This window comes from Novosphingobium sp. TCA1 (assembly GCF_009811895.1).
In the GTDB taxonomy this organism is placed as follows: Bacteria; Pseudomonadota; Alphaproteobacteria; order Sphingomonadales; family Sphingomonadaceae; genus Novosphingobium; species Novosphingobium panipatense_A.
Genome location: NZ_BLJH01000002.1, coordinates 303,838 through 322,639 on the forward strand (window position 1 = coordinate 303,838; position 18,802 = coordinate 322,639).

Genomic DNA, 18,802 nt, shown 5'->3' on the forward strand with positions numbered 1-18,802 from the left:
AGGTGGTATGGAAAAATGACTGCCCCCTAACTATGTTGCGCCGCGACAGACGCCAAGAGCGCATTTTTTCAGGACCAGGTACCATGAAGCTGACCACCTTCGACGAAGCCGACCTGCCGGCCCCGGTTGTCCACGATCCGAACGGCAAGGATTGCCGCCTTGTCGGCGATATCCTGGCGCGGGTGGGGGACAAGTGGTCGATGCTGATCATCATGACGCTGCTGGAAACGCCGCTGCGCTTCAACGAACTGAAGCGCGCCATCCGGGGGGTGTCGCAGCAGATGCTTTCCCGCAACTTGCGGGCGCTGGAGCGCGACGGGCTGCTCACGCGCACGGTCCATGCGGACGTGCCGGTGCGCGTGGAATATGCGCTCAGCGATCTCGGGCGGTCGCTGGCCGTCCCCGTGCAGGCGCTGGGCGCCTGGGCCGCGGAGGCCCGCCCGGCGATAGAAACGAGCCGCCAGGCCTTCGACCGGGCGCATGACCCGCAGTGAGGCGGGGCGGGATTTTCGGTTTCAAGGGAAATTGAGTATTATCTCGAAATTTCTATCTGCCATGATGAAGTAAATACATCGCCTGATTGCAGATGTTATCAGTCAAGACTCCCGCTCTAAGTCCGTTGTTTTTGAATATTGTTTCGGTTTTCGATGAAAACGTGTTAGACGCGCTCCATCGCTGGGAGTTCGTTTGAATTCGAAAAAGGCGGATATACGGTTTGCGGGATGGCTCTTGTCTGTTCCTTGTCGATAAGGCGGGGGAATCGATAGGGCTGGGGAGCCGCGACGCAATGCTCGCCTGAGACATTTTCCAGACAGGCTCCGGTTCAGCGGTGTCGACAGTCAGGAGATTGCGATGACCGAAGATTGGGCAGCAGATGTCAGGAAGTTCGCGCCGAACGCCGATGAGGGTGTCATTGCGGGGATCGTTTCCTATTGCGGGATAGCGCTCAGGAACCAGGATTCCTCACTCGTTTCCTTCAGCGACCCGGCCGAGACCGGCCGGGTGCGCGAAAACTTCCTCAGGAAGAAGCTGGGACTCACGCAGTCGGATGACGTTCTGGACGGCGCGATCGCCACTGTCGGCGAGCGGATGCGGGCGGGCGGTTCCCGGAACCGGGTGACGGCCTATTACCTGCTGCTGGAGCATTTCGGCCTTACGGACTTGTTTGCGAGGCCGGGGTTTGCAGAGACCGCGCCGGCCGAACCCGTCGCCGCGCCGGCCTATCTGGGCAGTCGCCACGAACCCGAGGAGGTACGGGGCGGTATTCCCTGGTGGGTTTGGGCCCTGCTGGGGCTTCTCGCGCTGCTGCTGATCTGGTGGCTGTTCCTGCGCACGCCGGTGGGTACGCCGGTCACCCCGGGCAGCATGGTCACGACCGAAGCCGTGCCGACCTTCGAGGACGAGACGGTCATGCCCGATGAGACCGCATCGATGGCGACGCCGCCCGCGGAAGGCACCGTGGCCATTCCCGAAGGCGCCGGCGTGCTGACGGAAACCCGCGACGGCAAGCCGGTGGTGAAAGTCTACTTCGAAACCGCCAAGACCGAAGTGGCCCCGGCCTTCGGCGCGGCGGCGGCAGCGCTCAAGACCTACCTCGGCGCTCATCCCGACGCGGCGCTGGCGGTATCGGGCTTCAATGACGAAACCGGCAATGCCGCAGCCAATGCCGAACTGGCCAAGAACCGCGCCAAGGCGGTGCAGGCGGCGCTGGTGGCCTCGGGCATTCCAGAAGGAAAGATCGTGCTCGCCAAGCCGCAGGACTCGACGGACACGACCACTACAGACTCCGCCGCCCGGCGCGTGGAAGTGGTGGTGCAATAGGGCTCTCCCGGCCAGGGGTTCCGGGCGCAATCCCGGAACCCCTGTTCTTGCGGTCTTTACGCGGCGCCGTTCATGGCCCACATGCACGCATCATGAGCACCCCGACGACCACCGCCACGCCCGCAATCGCCATCCGTGATCTCGTCAAGCGCTATGCCCCGGCCGGGAAGGGCGAAGGCAAGCTGGCGCTCAAGGGCGTTTCCTTTGACGTACCCGAAGGCGGTATCTTCGGCCTGCTCGGCCCGAACGGCGCTGGCAAGTCCACCCTGATCAACATCATGGCCGGGCTCGTGCGCAAAACCTCCGGCTCGATCGATATCTGGGGCTTCGATATCGACCGCAACCAGCGCAATGCCAAGCGCTCGATCGGCATCGTCCCGCAGGAAATCGTGTTCGATCCCTTCTTCACGCCCTTCGAGGTGCTGGAGAACCAGGCCGGGCTCTACGGCATCGCCAAGGCCCTGCGCCGCTCCGAAGACCTGCTGCGCGCGGTCCATCTTTCAGACAAGCGCGATGCCTATGCCCGCACCCTGTCGGGCGGCATGAAGCGCCGCCTGCTCATCGCCAAGGCGCTGGTCCACCAGCCGCCGGTGCTGGTGCTCGACGAGCCGACGGCGGGCGTCGACGTGGAACTGCGCCGCCAGCTCTGGGAACTCGTGTCCGAGCTGAACCGCGAAGGCGCGACGATCGTGCTGACCACGCACTACCTCGAGGAAGCCGAGGAACTCTGCGACCGCATCGCGATCATCAACCACGGCGAGCTGATCGCCAACAAGCCCACCCGCGAACTGGTCGGCATGGCGCGCGAGAAGATCCTCGTCCTCACGCTGGACCGCGACGTGACGGCGCTGCCCGGCCACCCCGGTTTCCTCAAGTGCGAGAAGACGGGCGAGCGCGTGCTCCAGATCACTTACGACAAGGACCGCAGCAATGCGGGCGAGATCCTCTCGGCCGTGCAGGCGCAGGGCTTTGCCGTGGTGGACGTGACCACGCGCGAGGCGGACCTCGAGGATGTCTTCGTCAGCCTGACGAGTTCCGTCGCGGCGTGAACTATCTCTACCTCGCCGTCGCCATCGTTGCCGAGGTCATCGCCACGTCCTTCCTGAAACAGTCGGAAGGATTTGCCCGGCCCGTTCCGACGGCGATCATGGCCACTGGCTATATTGTGGCCTTCTACTGCCTCTCGCTGGCGCTGCGCGGCATTCCCACGGGCGTCGCCTATGCGATCTGGTCAGGCGTGGGGATCGTCCTGATCGCCGCGATCGCCTGGCTGTTCCAGGGACAGAAGCTCGACCTGCCCGCCCTTGCCGGTATCGCGCTGATCATGGCGGGGGTGCTGGTGATGAACCTGTTTTCGGGGACGACGGGGCACTAGGTCCGATCTGGTCCGAGGCGTCTTTCCACACCTTGTGCGCATGGCGGCGGATGGGCCGCCCGCAGGCGCGGCACGTGGCGGCGTAGTGGGTGCCGTCCCAGTACAGGCTGGTCCGGTCGGGATCGTGCCGGTCGAACAAGCAGTGCAGCGGTTGCAGGGACCGTCTGGCAAAGGCGGAAAACACGGCACGCTCCCCCTGAGAGTTCAATCGGAAGACAGTTGGCTCTGCTTTCCTGCGTGCGACCGCGAATGCTCGGCAACTTTACCGAGTGTAACGCTGCACTGCAACATGATTGCAGGGCAAGTCCCGGTGCAAAGCTAATTATTGCGTCATCGGCTTAGTCCCGGCATGGAGCCGCACATGGCTACCCCACGCGATCCCGTTTCCGCATCTGCCGTTCCAGAGTGCGACCTTCCCGAGCACGACGTCATCGTCGTCGGCTCCGGGGCGGCCGGTCTCACCGCTGCCCTGGCGCTGGCGGAAAAGCTGAAGGTCCTGGTGCTGGCCAAGGGCACCCTGACGGGCGGCTCCACGGCCTGGGCGCAGGGCGGGATCGCGGCCGTGCTCGACGCGGGCGATACTTTCGAGGAGCATATCGAGGATACCATGGTCGCCGGGGCCGGACTCAACCGGCGCGACACCGTGGAGTTCGTGATCGAGCGCGCGCCGCACGCGATCGAGCGGCTGGTGGAACTGGGCGTTCCGTTCAACACCGAGGGCAGCGAACTGCACCTCACTCGCGAGGGCGGCCATTCGCACCGCCGCATCGTCCATGTGGCGGACGCCACCGGCTGGGCGGTGCAGAGCGCGCTGCTCAAGGCGGCGGAAGAACATCCCAACGTCACCCTGCTGCCGGGGCAGTCCTGCATCGATCTCATCACCGGGCGGCACGAACTGCGCTATTCCGGCTCGGGCCGGGTCTGGGGCGTCTATGCGCTTGACGAGAACACCGGCCGGGTGGCGGCCCATACCGCCCGGGCCACGATCCTCGCCACCGGCGGGGCGGGGCGCGTCTACCAGTTCTCCACCGCGCCGCGCGGCGCCACGGGCGACGGCATCGCCATGGCCTGGCGTGCGGGCGCGCGCGTCTCCAACATGGAGATGATGCAGTTCCACCCGACCTGCCTCTACAACCTGGAGGTGAAGAACTTCCTGATCACCGAGGCGGTGCGGGGCGAGGGCGGGCGCCTGGTCAATCCGCGCACCGGCAAGCGCTTCATGGAATACTACGATCCCGAGCGGCTGGAACTGGCCCCGCGCGATATCGTGGCGCGCGCCATCGATTCCGAGATCAAGCGCTTCGGCCTGGACTTCGTCCACCTCGACATCAGCCACCAGCCCGAAGCCTTCGTGCGGGAGCATTTCCCGAACATCCACGAGAAGCTGCTGGGCCTCGGCATCGACATGACGAAGGAGCCGATCCCGGTCGTGCCCGCGCAGCACTATACCTGCGGCGGCATCCTCATCGACCTTGACGGCAAGACCGATCTGCCCGGCCTCTATGCCGCCGGCGAATGCACGGAGAGCGGCCTCCACGGCGCCAATCGCCTGGCCTCGAACTCGCTGCTGGAATGCTTCGTCTTCGGCGAATCCTGCGCGGCCCATATCCTCGATCACTGGGACGCCTTCGACGCACCGCCCCCGGTGCGCCCGTGGGACGAAAGCCGCGTGACCGATTCCGACGAGGAAGTGGTGATCAAGCAGAACTGGACCGAGATCCGGCGGTTCATGTGGAACTATGTGGGCATCGTGCGCACCACCAAGCGGCTGGAACGCGCCATGCACCGCATCCAGATGCTGAACGGCGAAGTCGAGGAATACTACCGCCATTTCCGCGTCTCGACCGACCTGATCGAACTGCGCAACCTGCTTCAGACGGCGGAACTGATCGTCCGCTCGGCGCTCCACCGGCACGAGAGCCGGGGGCTTCACTTCACGCTGGACTACCCTGCAACAGAGGCGCAGCCGCAGGACACCGTGCTGGTGCCGTGAGAGCGCGTCTTTTCTCGTCATCCTGAACTTGGTTCAGGATCCATCTTGCCGAACAGGCTGCCGTCGATGGTCAGAAATGGATCCTGAACCAAGTTCAGGATGACGGTGGAATTTCACGCACAAATGAGATCCTGAGATACGGATCAGGATAACGCGTCTCTCACCCCTCGACGGGCGCCGTCGTGACCCCGAGGTCCGGCAGGCCGACCGAGCGCTTGCCCGAGAAGTCCGTGCGGACCACGATCAGCCCGTCCTTCTCCAGATAGTCCAGCAGGCGCTGCACGCGGCGCGGGCTGCTGGTGCCGTAGATGCGGGCGAGCACCATGTCGTCCGGGCAGGGCTGCCCGTCCATGGCGGCGCGGGCGATCAGGTAGAAGGGGGCCAGCGCGTCGTCGGGAACGTGCTTGGCAAGGTTGACCAGGTCCACCCAGCGTTCCTCGTCGGGATCCTCGATCCCGGCCATGGCGGCGGCGAAACCGCGCCGGAACATCGTGGCGTCTACGCCGCGCACGGAAATGCCCTTCATGCGGCAGCGGATCGTGAAATCCTGGAACAGCGTGGTCGCGGACTGGAAAGTGCATTCCGGGTCCTGCGCCATGGCATTGAGGATTTCGAGCATGGCCGCGCGGTTTTCCTCGGGCTCCGGCTCGGGCCGTTCGGGGCGCGGCGGCGGTGCGGCGGAGGATGAGGCGCCATGGGCGGTCGATTCGCTCAGTTCCTCCACGTCCACGGCAGGGCGCGGTGCCGGGCGCGGGAATTCGGGGCGTTCCGGCTCGACATGGAGATTGTCGTGCAGCAGTTCGCGCAGCTCGTCGGTGGAGGCGGTGGGCAGCGGCATCAGGCCGGGGGTGACCGACTTGGCGCCGGTGCGCACGCTGCCGATGTTGACCGCTACCGGGCGGCGGCTGATCGCCGGGCCGAGGCCGAGGAACTGGCCGCGCGCCAGGTCGCGGATCGATTCCGCCTGGCGCCGCTCCATGCCGAGCAGGTCGGCGGCGCGCACCATGTCGATATCGAGGAAAGTGCGGCCCATCAGGAAGTTGCTGGCTTCCGCCGCCACGTTCTTGGCCAGCTTCGCCAGGCGCTGGGTGGCGATCACGCCCGCCAGGCCGCGCTTGCGCCCGCGGCACATGAGGTTGGTCATCGCCGCCAGGCTGACGCGGCGGGCCTCTTCCGAGACTTCGCCCGCCGCGGCGGGCGCGAACATCTGCGCCTCGTCCACCACCACCAGGGCGGGATACCACTGTTCGCGCGGGGCATCGAACATGGCGTTGAGGAACTGCGCGGCGCACTTCATCTGCTGGTCGATTTCCAGCTCGTCCAGCGCCAGGACCACCGAGGCGCGGTGCTGGCGGATGCGGGCGCCGAGGCGGACGATCTCGGATTCGGCATAAGCGGCGCCGTCGATGACGACGTGGCCGAATTCCTCGGCCAGGCTGACGAAGTCGCCTTCGGGGTCGATCACCACCTGCTGGACGATCGGCGCGCTCTCTTCGAGCAGGCGGCGCAGCAGGTGCGACTTGCCGGACCCGGAATTGCCCTGCACCAGCAGGCGGGTCGCGAGAAGTTCCTTGATGTCGATTTCGATCGCCTCGCCCTTCGGGGTCTGGCCGATCACGATATTGGCGCTCACGGACCCTGCCTTGGGCAAGGCGGCGGCCGGAGGCAAGCGGAGCATGCCGCTTTATCCATAACTTGGATCGCCGTGATGCCGATCCTCATCCGGGAATCGCGGATTTCCGCGCCAGTCACGGCGCTGTCACAAGCAGGCGGCATAGCGTCGGGGATCATGACTCTTCCGGTTTCTCCCGATATCGACGACACCGCGCACCCGCCGCTGAGGCTGGTCGTGCTGGCGGGCCATGGGCTCGGACCGGCAGGCGTCGATCCGCTTGCCGAGCGCTTCGGAGAGAAGCACCGCTGCCTCATTCCGCTGGCGGGGCGCCCGCTGATCGCCCACGTGCTGCAGACCGCCGCGCAGCATCCGCGTGTCGCCAGCCTGGCGGTCTGCGTGGAGCGGGAGGCGTTCGATCCGATCTGGGACGTGCTCACCCGCCTGCCGGGGCGCGGCACCATCGCGCTTGTGGAAGCGCGGGAGGACATTGCCGCCAGCGTGCGCAAGGCGGCGGAAGACTGGGAAGGGCCGCTGCTGGTCACCACGGCGGACCATGCGCTGCTCAGTGCGGAATCGATCGACGCTATGGCCCGGATGCTGGAGACCTGCGACGTCACTTTTGCTCTCGCGCGGCGCGATGCGGTGGAGGCAGCGCACCCGAGCGCGCTGCGCAGTTATATAGGCCTGCGCGACGGGGACTTCGCCACATGCGATCTCTACGGCATGGCCTCCGCGCGGTTCGTCGATGCCGTGGAGGTCTTCCGGGGCGCCCGCATCGGCGGACGGGAAAGCGCGCGGATCCTGCGCGCACTGGGCCTTGTCGGGCTGATGAAGATAAAGCTGGGGCTGGAAACGCTCTCCGGCGCCGTGGTGCGCGCGTCGCGCCGGATGGGCCTGCGCGTGCGCGCGGTGATCATGGCCGACGGCACCCAGGCGATCGACGTCGACAACGACCGCACTTATGCCATCGTGCGCGACCTGCTGGGAGACGTCTCGCCGATGTCGCCGGATGAAACCAGAAAGAGTATAGCGCGCGCGGTTGCGTGAGAGACTCTGTTTGAAAATCCGCCGCAGGCGGATTTTGGCGGCACCAGCCCACGCCCCCACCCGACCTCCCATCTAGGATACACTGAATGGGAGGTCGGGTGGGGGCGTGGGCTGGTGCCGCAAGCCATTCGCGGATGCGAATGGCGCACCCAGCAAAAGACTCCGCGTAAAAATGCCCCTCGGGCATTTTTCAAAACCCCAAACGACTTTCGGGCCCCCTCTCGGGGGCCCGAAGGCATTGTCCAGTCTTGAATTTCAAGAGTGATGGTGCGGTCAAGAAGACTCGAACTTCCACGGGCTTTCGCCCACAACGACCTCAACGTTGCGCGTCTACCAATTCCGCCATGACCGCTAAATCACCGGGGAGCTTCGAAGCCGCCCCGTGGCAGGAGCGCGCCACTAGCAAAGGGTTTCCGACCCGGCAAGTGGCTTCCTTCAATTATTTTCGAAAAGCGCGATTTTTTTCCTTCGATGCTGAATTTTCGGCGGAATTGCGTGGGTCGGCCGCCAAGCCAACAAAAACGCGCCCAGGCCGAGGGGCCGGGCGCGTCATGTCGGGGCGGATGCTTCCGCCGAATCCGGGGCGAATTATTCGGGCTTCCAGCCGATTTCGGCGGCGGAGGCGGCCTTGGGGATGTCCGTCAGGGCTTCGTTGACGGTAATCGCCTCGCCGGGGGCCAGCTTGCGCTTGGAAGGGACCACTTCCTTTTCGTAGACGATGCGGTCCCGCTTGTCGCGCAGCACCACCAGGAGCGAAGGCACCTTGCGCGCCTCGCTGCCGATATTGCTGATCGTGCCGCTGACCGAGAAGAACTCGGTGCCGTCCGGCAGGGGCTTGCGGTCCTGCCGCTTGCGCGGGAAGTCGAGCTGGAGGTCCGGCTGGGCCTGGGAGAACGTCTGGTGCGGGATCGGCAGCCAGTCGGGCAGGCCGCCCCAGGCGACGGCGCCGGTAAGGCCCAGCGTCACCACGGCAAAGAGCGCCGAGCCGAAAGTGGCGATGCGCGTCCAGTTGCGGCGGGGGCGGAACGGCGGTGCGAAATCGAAGCTGGAATGGCTTTCGTCCGCGTAGTGTACGGCCGTGGTGTCGTCATAGACGGCGGCCGGCTTGCCACGCGGCGGTGCAATGGGCGCGGTGTCGCCGGGAGTGGCGGCTTCCGGTGCCGTGGTTGCTGCGGCCGGAGCCTTGCCGGGAACGCGGATCGCCTCGCGCACCGGCTGCGGAGCAGGCGCGGCGGGCCGGACGGGTTCCGGCTCGGGCTCGGCGGCGACTTCGGCGGGAGGTGCTTCAACCGGGACAGGGGGCGGCGGAACAGGCGCGGCCGGAGCCGGAACCTCTGCCAAAGGCGCCTCGGGCGCCGCATCTTCCGGCAGGACCGCCGCTTCGGGGCCTTCCTGGAACCAGCTGTGGCGGCACTTGGCGCAGCGAACGGTGCGACCGTCCATGCCGATGGCGCTGTCCGGCACGGCATATCGTGTAGAGCAAGCTGGGCACGCGATGATCATGATCGCAAGCTAAAGCACGAGTGACTCCGCCGCGACAAGGCATGGACCTGTGGGCACAGGCCGGAACGCCCTTTTTTCCACATTCAATGCTCGCTATAGCCGCTGACGTCGCCCGTTCGGACCAGACGCAGCACAGATATACGAGCATGATCGCCGACGGGGAAATCGTCCATTTCGACAATGTGGGCCTGCGCTACGGAACCGAGCGCGAGGTTCTGTCCGATCTGACCTTCTCGCTGTTCGCGGGCCGCTTCTACTTTCTCACCGGTGCCAGCGGCGCCGGCAAGACCTCGCTGCTGCGGCTGCTCTATCTGGCGCAGCGCCCCTCGCGCGGGGCGATCCGCATGTTCGGCACCGATGCCATCACCCTGCCGCGCGGCCGCCTGCCCAACCTGCGGCGGCGGATCGGCGTGGTGTTCCAGGACTTCCGCCTGATCCCGCACCTCTCCGCCTTCGACAACGTGGCCCTGCCGCTGCGCGTGGCGGGACATCAGGAATGGGATATCGGCGGCCCGGTGCGTGACATCCTCGAATGGGTGGGCCTGTCGGACAAGATCGACGCGCGCCCCGCGACGCTTTCGGGCGGCGAGCAGCAGCGCGTGGCCATCGCCCGCGCCGTGATCGCGCGCCCGGCCATGCTGGTGGCGGACGAGCCGACCGGCAACGTCGATGCCGAAATGGCGCTCAAGCTGCTGCGCCTGTTCGAGATGCTCAATCGCCAGGGCACCACCGTGGTCGTCGCCACCCACGATCTCGACCTGCTGCGCAAGGTGCCCGACAGCCTGATCATGCGGCTAGACCGGGGGCGGCTGGCCGATCCCACCGGCGCGCTGCGCTATCCTCCGCGCAGGCCGGCATGAGCGAGCGAGACGACACCGCGCCTGCGCGGCCTCGATTCTCCTGGCTCCGTTTTGGCTGGAGGCGCCTCGGCGTGCGCGGGGCCGAACTGATTCCGCAGACGCGCATGTCCGGGCCGATGCCCTGGGTAATCGCGATCATGGTGGCGATGACCGCAATCGCGCTTGCCGCCGGTCTGGCGCTGGGTAATGCCATTTCCTCGGCGCGGGCGGAGATCGAGGGCGGCGTGACCGTGCAGGTCATCGAGCCGCGCGACGACGTGCGCAACCGCGAGACGAAGGCCGCCGTGGAGGCGATCAAGCGCCTGCCGGATATTGCCGGCCTTCGCGAAGTTCCGCAGTCCGAACTGGACGCCCTGATCGAACCCTGGCTCGGTATCGGCATCTCCGATGCAGGTGCAAACGGGGCGGGAAGCGGCGCGGTCATTCCGGTCCCCTCGCTGATCGACGTCCGGCTGAAGGGCCCGGCCACGGCGCCCCGGCTCGTCGCGATCGAGAAGGCCCTCGCCAAAGCGGCGCCGTCGGCCAAAGTCGATGCCCAGTCCACTTGGCTGCGGCCGGTGTTCGATGCCATGGTTTCGCTTCAGGTGCTGTCGATCTCGCTGGTCGTGCTGCTGGCGGCGGCGCTGGCGGCGGCGGTGCTGCTGGCGGCGCGCTCGGCGCTGGGCGCCAATCGCGACGTTATCGAAATCGTCCACTTGCTCGGCGGCACGGATACGCAAGTCGCGCAGGTGTTCCAGCGTTCGATCGGCTACGATGCCGCGGGCGGCGGAACCGTGGGGCTGGCACTGGCGATGGTGGTGATCCTCTCGCTCGGGCGGCGCTTCGCGGATCTCGGCGCGGGGCTGGTGGACAGCGGCGCGCTGGTCTGGACCGACTGGTTCCTGCTGGCGCTGGTGCCGCTGCTTTCGACGCTGCTTGCCATGCTGACGGCACGCCTGACGGTGCTGCATGCGCTGCGCAAGATGCTATAGTACGCACAAGTCGCTATAGATCGCTCATGTTTCGCCGCACCGCCGCCTTTGTCCTGCTGATCTGGCTTTTCGGGTTCCTCTGGTTCGCGGTCACGCTGCCGGGGCCGCTGGACGACGGGGTGCGGACCGACGCCGTCATCGTGCTGACCGGAAGCAAGGGCCGCATCGAGCGCGCGCTGGCGGTGCTCGATGCCGGAAAGGCGCCGCGCCTGCTCATCTCCGGCGTCGACCGCGAGGTCAAGCCCGGCGAACTGGCGGCGGAGTTCCGCATTCCCGGCCGCCTCATGAAGTGCTGCATCACCCTGGGCTACGAGGCTTACGACACCCGCTCCAACGCGGTAGAGGCGGCGAACTGGCTGGCCCGGCGCAAGGCGCGCTCGGTGCGGCTGGTCACGGCCGACTGGCACATGCGCCGCGCCGCCTACGAACTGGCGCGCGAACTGCCGGACCATATCGACATTCTGGAGGACGGAGTGCCCTCGCGCCCCAGCCTCAGCACGCTGTTCCTCGAATATCACAAGTACTTCGGGCGCATGGCGCTCGATTTCTGGAACCGCCCTCCCTGGAAAAAGCACTGATGCGCGCCACCCCGCTCGACGTCGTTCGCAGTCTTGCCTTCTATCTGGCGTTCTATCCCGGAACGCTGGTATTCATCGCGGCCGTGGGCGTGACCTCGCTGTTCGGGCGCGAGCCGATGCGGCGCAGCGTGCGCGGCTGGGGCCGGTTCCATCGCTGGTGCTGTCGCTGGCTACTGGGCATCCGCCTGAAGATAGAGGGCACGATGCCCAATGACGGCGTGCTGGTGGCGATGAAGCACGAGAGCTTCTTCGAGGCGATCGACCTGCCGGTGCAGATGGACTTTCCCGCGCCCTTTCCCAAGGCGGAACTCGTCAACCTGCCCGGCTGGGGCTGGGCGGCGCGCACTTACGGCGTCGTCAAGGTGGAGCGGGAAGAGGGCGCCAAGGCCCTGCGCGCGATGGTGGCATCGGCGCGCGGCTTCGCGGCGCAAGGGCGGCCGCTGGCGATCTTCCCCGAAGGCACGCGCGTGCCGCATGGCAGCCGGGTGCCCCTTCAGTCGGGATTTGCCGGGCTCTACAAGCTGCTCGCCCTGCCGGTGGTGCCGGTCGCGGTGGACAGCGGGCGTCTCTATCACCGGCTCTGGAAGAAGTCGGGCACGATCACCCTGCGCGTCGGCGAGCGAATCGAGCCGGGCCTGCCGCGCGCGGAAGTGGAAGCGCTGGTGCTGGAACGGATCAACGTTCTGAACGACTGAGAGGTTGTCTTGAAAATGCCCGTATGGGCATTTTCAAAGCGGCACCGGGAGTCTTTGTTTGGTGCGCCTTCGACATCCGTCGAAGGCTTGCGGTACCGGCCCACGCCCCCACCCGACCTCCCATCAGGATACACTAGTGGGAGGTCGGGTGGGGGCGTGGGCCGGTGCCGCTCAAAATCCGCCTGCGGCGGATTTTCAAACAGAAACCACATCCACGCTTTGGCGCTCCAGCGTGACCGGGCCGTAGCTGGTCAGGAACGAGACCCCGGCCGCATCCGGGCCGACGCCGATCTTGGCCATGGCTTCCGGGCGGGTCATGCCGGTGGCGTCGACGAGATGCCAGGTGTCGTCCAGGAAGACTTCGGCCACGGCGTGAAAGTCCTGCGGCTCCACGCCCAGCCCGTAGACGCTGGCGAAGCGCGCAGGGATCGCGCTGGCGCGGCACAGGCTGATGACGAGGTGGGCATAGTCGCGGCACACGCCCTGGCCGGAGCGGAAGCTGTCCGCCGCCGTGGTCTGGGCATCGCTGGCGCCTGGTACATAGCGCATGTGGCCGCCCACCCAGTCGCGGATGGCGGAAACCCGGTCTCCGCCCTGCAATGCGCCGAACTGGTCGAGCACGAACTGCTGGAAGGTGTCGGAGGGGCAGAACCGCGAGGGCAGGAGATAGTCCACGGTCTCGCCCGGCAGCAGGTGCGGCGGCACGGCGGGCAGGCCCGCGAGCGGCGTCACCAGCCTTTCCGGCTCCACGATCGCCTCGTAAGTAACGGTCAGCCGGTCTTCGAGATGGAGCCAGATGCGGTCGCCGATCTGGTCGTGTCCGGGCAGGCGGGCGAAGTGCCGGGCCGGGGGCAGCGCGATATGGGCGCTGTGGACCGCCTGCTCGGGAAGGATCGCCGCCTCCAGTTGCAGGAGGATGTCGGTCGGCCCGGAGAGGGCATATTCGAGTTCGGTGCGGATCGCGAGCTTCATCGCAGCGGGCTGCTCCCTGGAGGCACGAACCTGAAACGGTTCCTGCCTTCAAAGCGCGGGCGCGTGCGCGGCTCCCGAGGAATATCTTTTATGCGTTTCCGTTCTCGTGATCCGCGCGGCCGAAGTCGGGGCGGGAATCGTCCTGTCCTTCCTCGATGATCGAGCGGCGGATCGCGCGGGTGCGCGTGAACTGTTCGAACAGCGCATCCCCGTCGCCCACCCGGATCGCGCGCTGGAGCGCGGTAAGGTCCTCGGTGAAGCGCTGGAGCATGGTGAGCACGGCTTCCTTGTTGGACAGGAAAACGTCGCGCCACATGGTCGGGTCGGAAGCGGCGATGCGGGTGAAATCGCGGAAGCCGCCCGCCGAATACTTGATCACCTCGCTCTGGGTCACGTCTTCCAGGTCGGAGGCGGTGCCGACGATGGTATAGGCGATGAGGTGCGGGACATGGCTGGTGACGGCGAGCACGAGATCGTGGTGCTTGGGCGTCATGATCTCGACATTGGCGCCGAGCGCTTCCCAGAAGCCGACCAGTTCGCTGAGCCTGACCAGATCGGTGCGGTCCGGCGGGGTGACGATGCACCAGCGATTGCGGAACAAGTGCGCGAAGCCCGCGTCGGGGCCGGAATTCTCGGTGCCGGCCACCGGGTGGGCGGGGATCACCATGTGATCGGGCAGGGCCTCGCCCAGGGCCTTCGAGATCGCCTGTTTGCTGGAGCCGACGTCGCTGACCAGGGCATGGGCGGGCAGGGCGCCGCGCACTTGCTCGGCAGCCAATCCCATCACCCCCGGCGGCACGCAGAAGATCACGAGATCGGCCTGTTCGACCGCCTCTGCGGGGGTTTCGCAGACTTTGCCGACCAGGCCACGCTCGGCGGCGCGGGCGCGGTGGGCGGGGCTGAGGTCGTAGCCGGTGGTTTCCACCTGCGGCAGGTATTCGCGCACGGCAAGGCCGATGGAGCCGCCCTGCAGGCCGAGGCCGATGATCGCGACCTTGTCGATGCTCATTGTGCGGCTTCCGCCATGTCGCGAAGGGCGGCGGCGATCGCGTCCATGTCCTCGGGCTTGCCGATGGTGAAGCGCAGCGCCTGCGGCAGGCCCTGGCCGGGCAGCCAGCGGACGATGTAGCCCCGCTCGGCCAGGCCTTCGAAGGCGGCCTCGGCGGTGAGCGCGCCTTCGAACAGCACCAGCACGAAGTTCGCCTGGGTCGGCAGCGGGCGCAGCCCGTGGTTGCCCAGCGCCTCCAGCGCCTTGACGAAGCGGGCGCGCTCGTCGCGGTTGTGGATGCGGCTCGCTTCCACGAAATCGGCATCGCCCAGCGCGGCGAGCGCCATGGCCTGCCCGGTGGCGGAGACGTTGAAGGGCCCGCGAATGCGGTTGAGCGTGGCGACGATGCCCGGCGCGCCGGTGGCCCAGCCGATGCGCTCCCCGGCAAGGCCGAAGATCTTCGAGAACGTGCGCGTCACCAGCACGTTGGCGTGGGCCTGGGCAAGTGCCATGGCGCCGTCGTCGTCCTCGGGCGCGACATATTCGCCGTAGGCCTGGTCGAGCACCAGCAGCACGTCGGACGGCAGGCCTGCGTGGAGCCGCGCGATTTCGCCGCCAGGCAGGTAGGAGCCGGTGGGATTGTTGGGATTGGCGACGAAGACCACGCGGGTCCTGTCCGTCACCAGCGCCAGCAGCGCATCGACATCGGTGCCGTAGTCGGCATCGGGGGCAATCACCGGGGTTGCCCCGCAGCGGCGCGCGGCGATGTCGTAGACCGAGAAGCCGTAGCGCACGTAGATCACTTCGTCGCCCGGCCCCGCATAGCCCTGCGCGGCAAGGTTGAGCAGTTCGTCCGAGCCGGTGCCCATGACCACGCGCGCGGCGTCGAGGCCGTGCTTCTGCGCGATCGCCGCGCGCAGGGCGGTGCTGTCGGGATCGGGATAGAGCGCGGGTGCCTGGGCGCGGGCATCGAGCGCGGCGCGGCTGGTGCCCAGCGGGTTCTCGTTGGCCGAAAGCTTGATCAGCGGCTTGCCGTCCTTGCCTTTCGACTTCCCCGGCACATAGGCATGGATCGCCTCGATCCAGGGCTTGGGCGTCGGGCCGCCATGAGAGGCAGCGGTCGGGCGGAGGGTCTGGCTATCGGTCATGACGCGCCGCCTTAACCCAGCGCGACCGGGATGGACAGGGGCGAATGGCGCGGAAGATTGACAGGTCTGCGCCGCTCCCCCACCTCCATTTCCATATCATGTCCACCATGCCGATAACCGACGCCGCTCAGGTCCTGCACCTCGCCCAACCGCTGCCGCTCGACGGCGGGCAAAGCCTTGCCGATGTGCGCATTGCCTACGAGACGCACGGCACGCTGAATGCGGCGAAGGACAATGCGATCCTGATCTGCCACGCGCTGACCGGCGATCACCATGTCGTCTCCAACCATCCCAGGACCGGCAAGCCCGGCTGGTGGGTGCGCATGGTCGGTTCCGGCAAGCCGATCGACACGGACCGGTTCTTCGTGATCTGCGCGAACGTGATCGGGTCCTGCATGGGCTCCACCGGCCCGGCCAGCCCGGCGGCAGACGGCAGGCCCTGGGGCATGCGCTTTCCGGTGATCACCATCCGCGACATGGTGCGCGGCCATGTGGCCCTGCTCGATATGCTGGGGATCGACAGTCTCCATGCCGTCGTCGGCGGATCGATGGGCGGCATGCAGGCTCTGAGCCTTGCCGCCAATTTTGCCGAACGCACCCGCGCCGCACTGGTGATCGCCTCCACCGCGCGCCATTCGGCGCAGAACATCGCCTTCCACGAAGTGGGCCGCCAAGCGATCATGGCCGATCCGCAGTGGCGCGATGGCGATTACTATGCGCATGGCAAAGGCCCCGAAAAGGGCCTCTCGGTGGCGCGCATGGCCGCGCATATCACGTACCTGTCGGAAGCGGGGCTGACCGAGAAGTTCGGCCGCCGCCTGCAGGACCGCGAGGAGAAGACTTTCGGTTTCGACGCCGATTTCCAGATCGAGTCCTACCTGCGCTATCAGGGGCTGGCCTTCACCGACCGTTTCGACGCGAACTCGTACCTCTATATCACCCGCGCCATGGACTATTTCGATCTGGCCGAGGAGCATGGCGGTCTGCTGGCCAATGCCTTCGCCGGATCGCAGGCGCGCTTCTGCCTGGTCAGCTTCGATACCGACTGGCTCTACCCCACGGCGGATTCGCGGAACGTGGTCCATGCGCTCAATGCTGCCGGGCTGCCGGTGAGCTTCGTCGAGCTGTCCGCCCCGTTCGGGCACGATTCCTTCCTGCTGGACGTACCCGCGCTGGACCGCGTGGTGGAAGGTTTCCTTGGAGAAAGCGGCCAGAATGCCTGAGATCGACATGCCTGATATCGAACTTTCCGACGATCCCTCGCGGCTGGACCTAGCGCGCATCCACGGCTGGCTGGCGTCGAGCTATTGGACCCCCGGTGTCGCGCGCGCGCAAGTGGAGCGCCAGATCGCCGGTTCGCACTGCCTGGGCGCCTATCTGCCGGATGGCACCCAGGTCGGCTTCGCCCGCGTGATCTCGGACCGGGCCAGCTTCGCCTGGCTGGCCGATGTCTGGGTGGACGCGCCCGCGCGCGGACAGGGCCTTGGCCGCCGCATGGTCAGCTGGTTCCTCGACAACCCGGACTACGGCGACATTCGCCGCTTCATGCTGGCCACGCGCGATGCCCACGGCGTCTATGCCAGGCTGGGTTTCGATCCGTTGATGCGGCCGGACCGGTTGATGGAGCGGCTTTCCGGCCCATTCGCCGCCGTTCTGCAAACGGATTCCTGATTATGCTGCGCCCCGACCTTGCCGTGATCGCCGCCCATGTCGCGCCGGGATCGCGGGTGCTGGATGTCGGCTGCGGAGACGGCACCTTGATGCAGGCGCTGCGGGACAAGCGCTGCGACACGCGCGGCATGGAAATCGATGCGGAGAACGTCGGCATCTGCGTGGGCAAGGGCCTCTCGGTGATCCAGGGCGATGCCGACAGCGACCTGGCCTTCTATCCCGACCAGTCGGTGGACTATGCCATCCTCTCGCAGACCTTGCAGACGACGATGCGGCCGGACCTCGTGCTCGACGAACTGCTGCGCATCGGCCGCCGCGCCTTCGTGAGCTTCCCGAATTTCGCCCATTGGCGGGTGCGGCTCTCGCTGCTCTGGCGCGGGCGGATGCCGGTCACGCGCCTGCTGCCGGTGGCCTGGTACGAGACGCCCAATATCCACCACCTGACCGTGGGCGATTTCCGCGAGCTGGTGCGCAGCCGGGGGATCCGGGCGGAAGGCGCGTGGTTCCTGTCCGGCGACCGGCAATGCAGCGCTGCCGCCGCGAACTTCCGCGCCGAGCACGCGGTGTTCCTGCTCTCGCGCGAATAGGGTCTATCCGATGGCGAGCCCGCAGTAGATCCCCAGCTTGTTGCCGTCGGGATCGCGCAAATAGGCCCCGAAAGCGCCGCGCGCCTGCGGTTTGGGTTCCGGCTGGCCTTCGCACGTTCCGCCATGGGCGAGACCGGCCGCATGCCAGGCGCGCACGGCATCTTCGCTGGGCGCTTCGAAAATGATCGTGCCGCCATTGGCATGGGTGGCAGGCGCGCCGTCGCGGGCGGGGCCGAGCAGGAACTTGAACCCGGCAAGGTCCCAGAGGACGATGGGATATTCGGCAGGGACGGCACAAGGTGCGACGCCGAGCGCGGCGAAAGTCGCATCGTAGAAGGCGCGGGCCTTTTCGAGATCGTTGGTGCCGAGGCGCAGGCTTTTCAGGATCATCGTGCTTCCTTCCTCCGGGTGCTGGACGGGGATGGGCAGGACTTGCCCAATCCCCGCCCGTCAGTTCATCCCTGAACGTGGTGCATCGCGCAGAGCTTGTTGTTCTGGGGATCGCGCAGGTAGGCGAGATAGAGCTTGCCGAAGGGGAACTCGCGCAGGCCCGGCGCATCCTCGCAGCTGCGGCCGCCTGCGGCGCAGCCCGCAGCATGCCAGGCATCGACCGCTTCGGTGCTGTCCATCGAGAAGCCGACCGTGCCGCCATTGGCGAAGGTCGCCTCGTTGCCGTCGACCGGGGTGACGACCATGAAATTGGAGCCATTGTGCCCATAGGCTAGGCGCCCGGCGGCCGGGTCCGCCATCAGCGGGGTGGCGCCCATCGTCGCGAAGACCGCATCGTAGAAGGTCTTGGCGGCGACGAGGTCGTTGCTGCCGACGCAGATGTGGCTGAACATTCGTATTCTCCAAAAACAAGGGACGGCGTGGTGTGGATCGGTGCAGGGGGCGGGTCAATCGCCGGGGCTGCGCCGCGACGATGAATGCCGGGGATGCGGTAGAGGCGTGACTTATCCACGCGTTTCGGCCCGGCTC

Annotated in this window: 20 protein-coding genes and 1 tRNA gene; 13 read left to right on the plus strand and 8 right to left on the minus strand. The window is 66.8% G+C overall.

Going from position 1 to position 18,802, the window contains the following annotated elements:
• Positions 1–83 precede the first annotated feature (83 nt).
• The 5 genes from NTCA1_RS04755 to nadB all read left to right on the plus strand — a co-directional run bounded on the left by NTCA1_RS04755 (position 84) and on the right by nadB (position 5,189).
• A complete protein-coding gene (locus NTCA1_RS04755) occupies positions 84–494 on the plus strand; it encodes a helix-turn-helix domain-containing protein (protein WP_086492312.1) in 411 nt (136 codons plus the stop codon).
• A 358-nt stretch (positions 495–852) separates the two neighbouring features.
• Complete coding sequence (locus NTCA1_RS04760) at positions 853–1,821, plus strand: DUF2853 family protein (protein ID WP_201282414.1); 969 nt, start codon at positions 853–855, stop codon at positions 1,819–1,821.
• 92 nt (positions 1,822–1,913) lie between these two features.
• Positions 1,914–2,870 (plus strand): ABC transporter ATP-binding protein, encoded by a 957-nt coding sequence (locus tag NTCA1_RS04765; protein WP_159828844.1) that lies wholly within the window; start codon positions 1,914–1,916, stop codon positions 2,868–2,870.
• On the plus strand, positions 2,867–3,196 hold the full coding sequence (locus tag NTCA1_RS04770; RefSeq protein ID WP_086492310.1) for a multidrug efflux SMR transporter: 330 nt from the start codon (positions 2,867–2,869) through the stop codon (positions 3,194–3,196). The genes NTCA1_RS04765 and NTCA1_RS04770 overlap by 4 nt, the downstream gene beginning before the upstream one ends.
• Before the next feature lie 361 nt (positions 3,197–3,557).
• Positions 3,558–5,189: an L-aspartate oxidase gene (nadB, locus tag NTCA1_RS04775; RefSeq protein ID WP_086492441.1), complete on the plus strand. Its 1,632-nt coding sequence runs from the start codon at positions 3,558–3,560 to the stop codon at positions 5,187–5,189.
• Positions 5,190–5,349: 160 nt separating this feature from the next.
• On the opposite strand, the gene NTCA1_RS04780 is transcribed toward nadB, so the two are convergent.
• Positions 5,350–6,822 (minus strand): ATP-binding protein, encoded by a 1,473-nt coding sequence (locus NTCA1_RS04780; RefSeq protein WP_159828997.1) that lies wholly within the window; start codon positions 6,820–6,822, stop codon positions 5,350–5,352.
• A gap of 156 nt (positions 6,823–6,978) precedes the next feature.
• On the opposite strand from NTCA1_RS04780, the gene NTCA1_RS04785 reads away from it, so the two are divergent.
• Positions 6,979–7,851, plus strand: coding sequence for an NTP transferase domain-containing protein (locus NTCA1_RS04785; protein WP_159828846.1), 873 nt, complete (start codon positions 6,979–6,981; stop codon positions 7,849–7,851).
• A 265-nt stretch (positions 7,852–8,116) separates the two neighbouring features.
• Here the strand turns inward: NTCA1_RS04785 and NTCA1_RS04790 are convergent.
• Both NTCA1_RS04790 and NTCA1_RS04795 read right to left on the minus strand, forming a co-directional pair.
• Positions 8,117–8,203 (minus strand) — tRNA-Leu (locus NTCA1_RS04790).
• A gap of 236 nt (positions 8,204–8,439) precedes the next feature.
• Positions 8,440–9,354, minus strand: coding sequence for an MJ0042-type zinc finger domain-containing protein (locus NTCA1_RS04795; protein ID WP_159828849.1), 915 nt, complete (start codon positions 9,352–9,354; stop codon positions 8,440–8,442).
• A gap of 146 nt (positions 9,355–9,500) precedes the next feature.
• Here NTCA1_RS04795 and ftsE point away from each other — a divergent pair, with 146 nt between their 5' ends.
• The 4 genes from ftsE to NTCA1_RS04815 all read left to right on the plus strand — a co-directional run bounded on the left by ftsE (position 9,501) and on the right by NTCA1_RS04815 (position 12,458).
• A complete protein-coding gene (ftsE, locus tag NTCA1_RS04800) occupies positions 9,501–10,214 on the plus strand; it encodes a cell division ATP-binding protein FtsE (protein WP_159828852.1) in 714 nt (237 codons plus the stop codon).
• Positions 10,215–10,318: 104 nt separating this feature from the next.
• Positions 10,319–11,185, plus strand: a complete 867-nt coding sequence (locus NTCA1_RS04805) for an ABC transporter permease (protein ID WP_236549105.1) — start codon at positions 10,319–10,321, stop codon at positions 11,183–11,185.
• A 26-nt stretch (positions 11,186–11,211) separates the two neighbouring features.
• Positions 11,212–11,763 carry a YdcF family protein gene (locus tag NTCA1_RS04810; protein WP_086492308.1) on the plus strand — a complete coding sequence of 184 codons (552 nt, stop codon included), beginning with the start codon at positions 11,212–11,214 and terminating at the stop codon, positions 11,761–11,763.
• A complete protein-coding gene (locus NTCA1_RS04815) occupies positions 11,763–12,458 on the plus strand; it encodes a 1-acyl-sn-glycerol-3-phosphate acyltransferase (protein ID WP_133084391.1) in 696 nt (231 codons plus the stop codon). The genes NTCA1_RS04810 and NTCA1_RS04815 overlap by 1 nt, the downstream gene beginning before the upstream one ends.
• Before the next feature lie 195 nt (positions 12,459–12,653).
• Here the strand turns inward: NTCA1_RS04815 and NTCA1_RS04820 are convergent, their stop codons facing one another.
• The 3 genes from NTCA1_RS04820 to hisC all read right to left on the minus strand — a co-directional run bounded on the left by NTCA1_RS04820 (position 12,654) and on the right by hisC (position 15,566).
• A complete protein-coding gene (locus tag NTCA1_RS04820; RefSeq protein WP_159828855.1) occupies positions 12,654–13,430 on the minus strand; it encodes a transglutaminase family protein in 777 nt (258 codons plus the stop codon).
• An 88-nt stretch (positions 13,431–13,518) separates the two neighbouring features.
• Positions 13,519–14,439, minus strand: coding sequence for a prephenate/arogenate dehydrogenase family protein (locus NTCA1_RS04825; protein ID WP_159828858.1), 921 nt, complete (start codon positions 14,437–14,439; stop codon positions 13,519–13,521).
• Positions 14,436–15,566: a histidinol-phosphate transaminase gene (hisC, locus tag NTCA1_RS04830; RefSeq protein WP_159828861.1), complete on the minus strand. Its 1,131-nt coding sequence runs from the start codon at positions 15,564–15,566 to the stop codon at positions 14,436–14,438. The genes NTCA1_RS04825 and hisC overlap by 4 nt, the downstream gene beginning before the upstream one ends.
• Before the next feature lie 98 nt (positions 15,567–15,664).
• Here hisC and NTCA1_RS04835 point away from each other — a divergent pair, with 98 nt between their 5' ends.
• Genes NTCA1_RS04835 through metW form a run of 3 tightly spaced genes read left to right on the plus strand, consistent with a single transcriptional unit; the run spans position 15,665 to position 17,824 of the window.
• On the plus strand, positions 15,665–16,789 hold the full coding sequence (locus tag NTCA1_RS04835; protein WP_159829000.1) for a homoserine O-acetyltransferase: 1,125 nt from the start codon (positions 15,665–15,667) through the stop codon (positions 16,787–16,789).
• 7 nt (positions 16,790–16,796) lie between these two features.
• Positions 16,797–17,237 (plus strand): GNAT family N-acetyltransferase, encoded by a 441-nt coding sequence (locus NTCA1_RS04840; protein WP_201282415.1) that lies wholly within the window; start codon positions 16,797–16,799, stop codon positions 17,235–17,237.
• Between the two features lie 2 nt (positions 17,238–17,239).
• Entirely contained in the window at positions 17,240–17,824 is a 585-nt protein-coding gene (gene metW, locus NTCA1_RS04845) for a methionine biosynthesis protein MetW (RefSeq protein WP_201282416.1), read from the plus strand.
• A 3-nt stretch (positions 17,825–17,827) separates the two neighbouring features.
• On the opposite strand, the gene NTCA1_RS04850 is transcribed toward metW, so the two are convergent.
• Both NTCA1_RS04850 and NTCA1_RS04855 read right to left on the minus strand, forming a co-directional pair.
• Positions 17,828–18,214 carry a VOC family protein gene (locus NTCA1_RS04850; RefSeq protein ID WP_159828864.1) on the minus strand — a complete coding sequence of 129 codons (387 nt, stop codon included), beginning with the start codon at positions 18,212–18,214 and terminating at the stop codon, positions 17,828–17,830.
• A 65-nt stretch (positions 18,215–18,279) separates the two neighbouring features.
• On the minus strand, positions 18,280–18,666 hold the full coding sequence (locus NTCA1_RS04855; RefSeq protein ID WP_086492301.1) for a VOC family protein: 387 nt from the start codon (positions 18,664–18,666) through the stop codon (positions 18,280–18,282).
• Between the last annotated feature and the right edge of the window lie 136 nt (positions 18,667–18,802).

Excerpts from the sequence above, each read along its gene's own strand:
- NTCA1_RS04835 (WP_159829000.1), top strand. The coding sequence starts at position 15,665 with ATGTCCACCATGCCGATAACCGACGCCGCTCAGGTCCTGCACCTCGCC.
- NTCA1_RS04805 (WP_236549105.1), top strand. The coding sequence starts at position 10,319 with ATGTCCGGGCCGATGCCCTGGGTAATCGCGATCATGGTGGCGATGACC.
- hisC (WP_159828861.1), bottom strand. The coding sequence starts at position 15,566 with ATGACCGATAGCCAGACCCTCCGCCCGACCGCTGCCTCTCATGGCGGC.
- NTCA1_RS04850 (WP_159828864.1), bottom strand. The coding sequence starts at position 18,214 with ATGATCCTGAAAAGCCTGCGCCTCGGCACCAACGATCTCGAAAAGGCC.
- NTCA1_RS04785 (WP_159828846.1), top strand. The coding sequence starts at position 6,979 with ATGACTCTTCCGGTTTCTCCCGATATCGACGACACCGCGCACCCGCCG.
- nadB (WP_086492441.1), top strand. The coding sequence starts at position 3,558 with ATGGCTACCCCACGCGATCCCGTTTCCGCATCTGCCGTTCCAGAGTGC.
- NTCA1_RS04825 (WP_159828858.1), bottom strand. The coding sequence starts at position 14,439 with ATGAGCATCGACAAGGTCGCGATCATCGGCCTCGGCCTGCAGGGCGGC.
- metW (WP_201282416.1), top strand. The coding sequence starts at position 17,240 with ATGCTGCGCCCCGACCTTGCCGTGATCGCCGCCCATGTCGCGCCGGGA.
- NTCA1_RS04820 (WP_159828855.1), bottom strand. The coding sequence starts at position 13,430 with ATGAAGCTCGCGATCCGCACCGAACTCGAATATGCCCTCTCCGGGCCG.
- NTCA1_RS04840 (WP_201282415.1), top strand. The coding sequence starts at position 16,797 with ATGCCTGATATCGAACTTTCCGACGATCCCTCGCGGCTGGACCTAGCG.
- NTCA1_RS04810 (WP_086492308.1), top strand. The coding sequence starts at position 11,212 with ATGTTTCGCCGCACCGCCGCCTTTGTCCTGCTGATCTGGCTTTTCGGG.
- NTCA1_RS04755 (WP_086492312.1), top strand. The coding sequence starts at position 84 with ATGAAGCTGACCACCTTCGACGAAGCCGACCTGCCGGCCCCGGTTGTC.
- NTCA1_RS04815 (WP_133084391.1), top strand. The coding sequence starts at position 11,763 with ATGCGCGCCACCCCGCTCGACGTCGTTCGCAGTCTTGCCTTCTATCTG.
- NTCA1_RS04795 (WP_159828849.1), bottom strand. The coding sequence starts at position 9,354 with ATGATCATCGCGTGCCCAGCTTGCTCTACACGATATGCCGTGCCGGAC.
- NTCA1_RS04765 (WP_159828844.1), top strand. The coding sequence starts at position 1,914 with ATGAGCACCCCGACGACCACCGCCACGCCCGCAATCGCCATCCGTGAT.
- NTCA1_RS04855 (WP_086492301.1), bottom strand. The coding sequence starts at position 18,666 with ATGTTCAGCCACATCTGCGTCGGCAGCAACGACCTCGTCGCCGCCAAG.
- ftsE (WP_159828852.1), top strand. The coding sequence starts at position 9,501 with ATGATCGCCGACGGGGAAATCGTCCATTTCGACAATGTGGGCCTGCGC.
- NTCA1_RS04760 (WP_201282414.1), top strand. The coding sequence starts at position 853 with ATGACCGAAGATTGGGCAGCAGATGTCAGGAAGTTCGCGCCGAACGCC.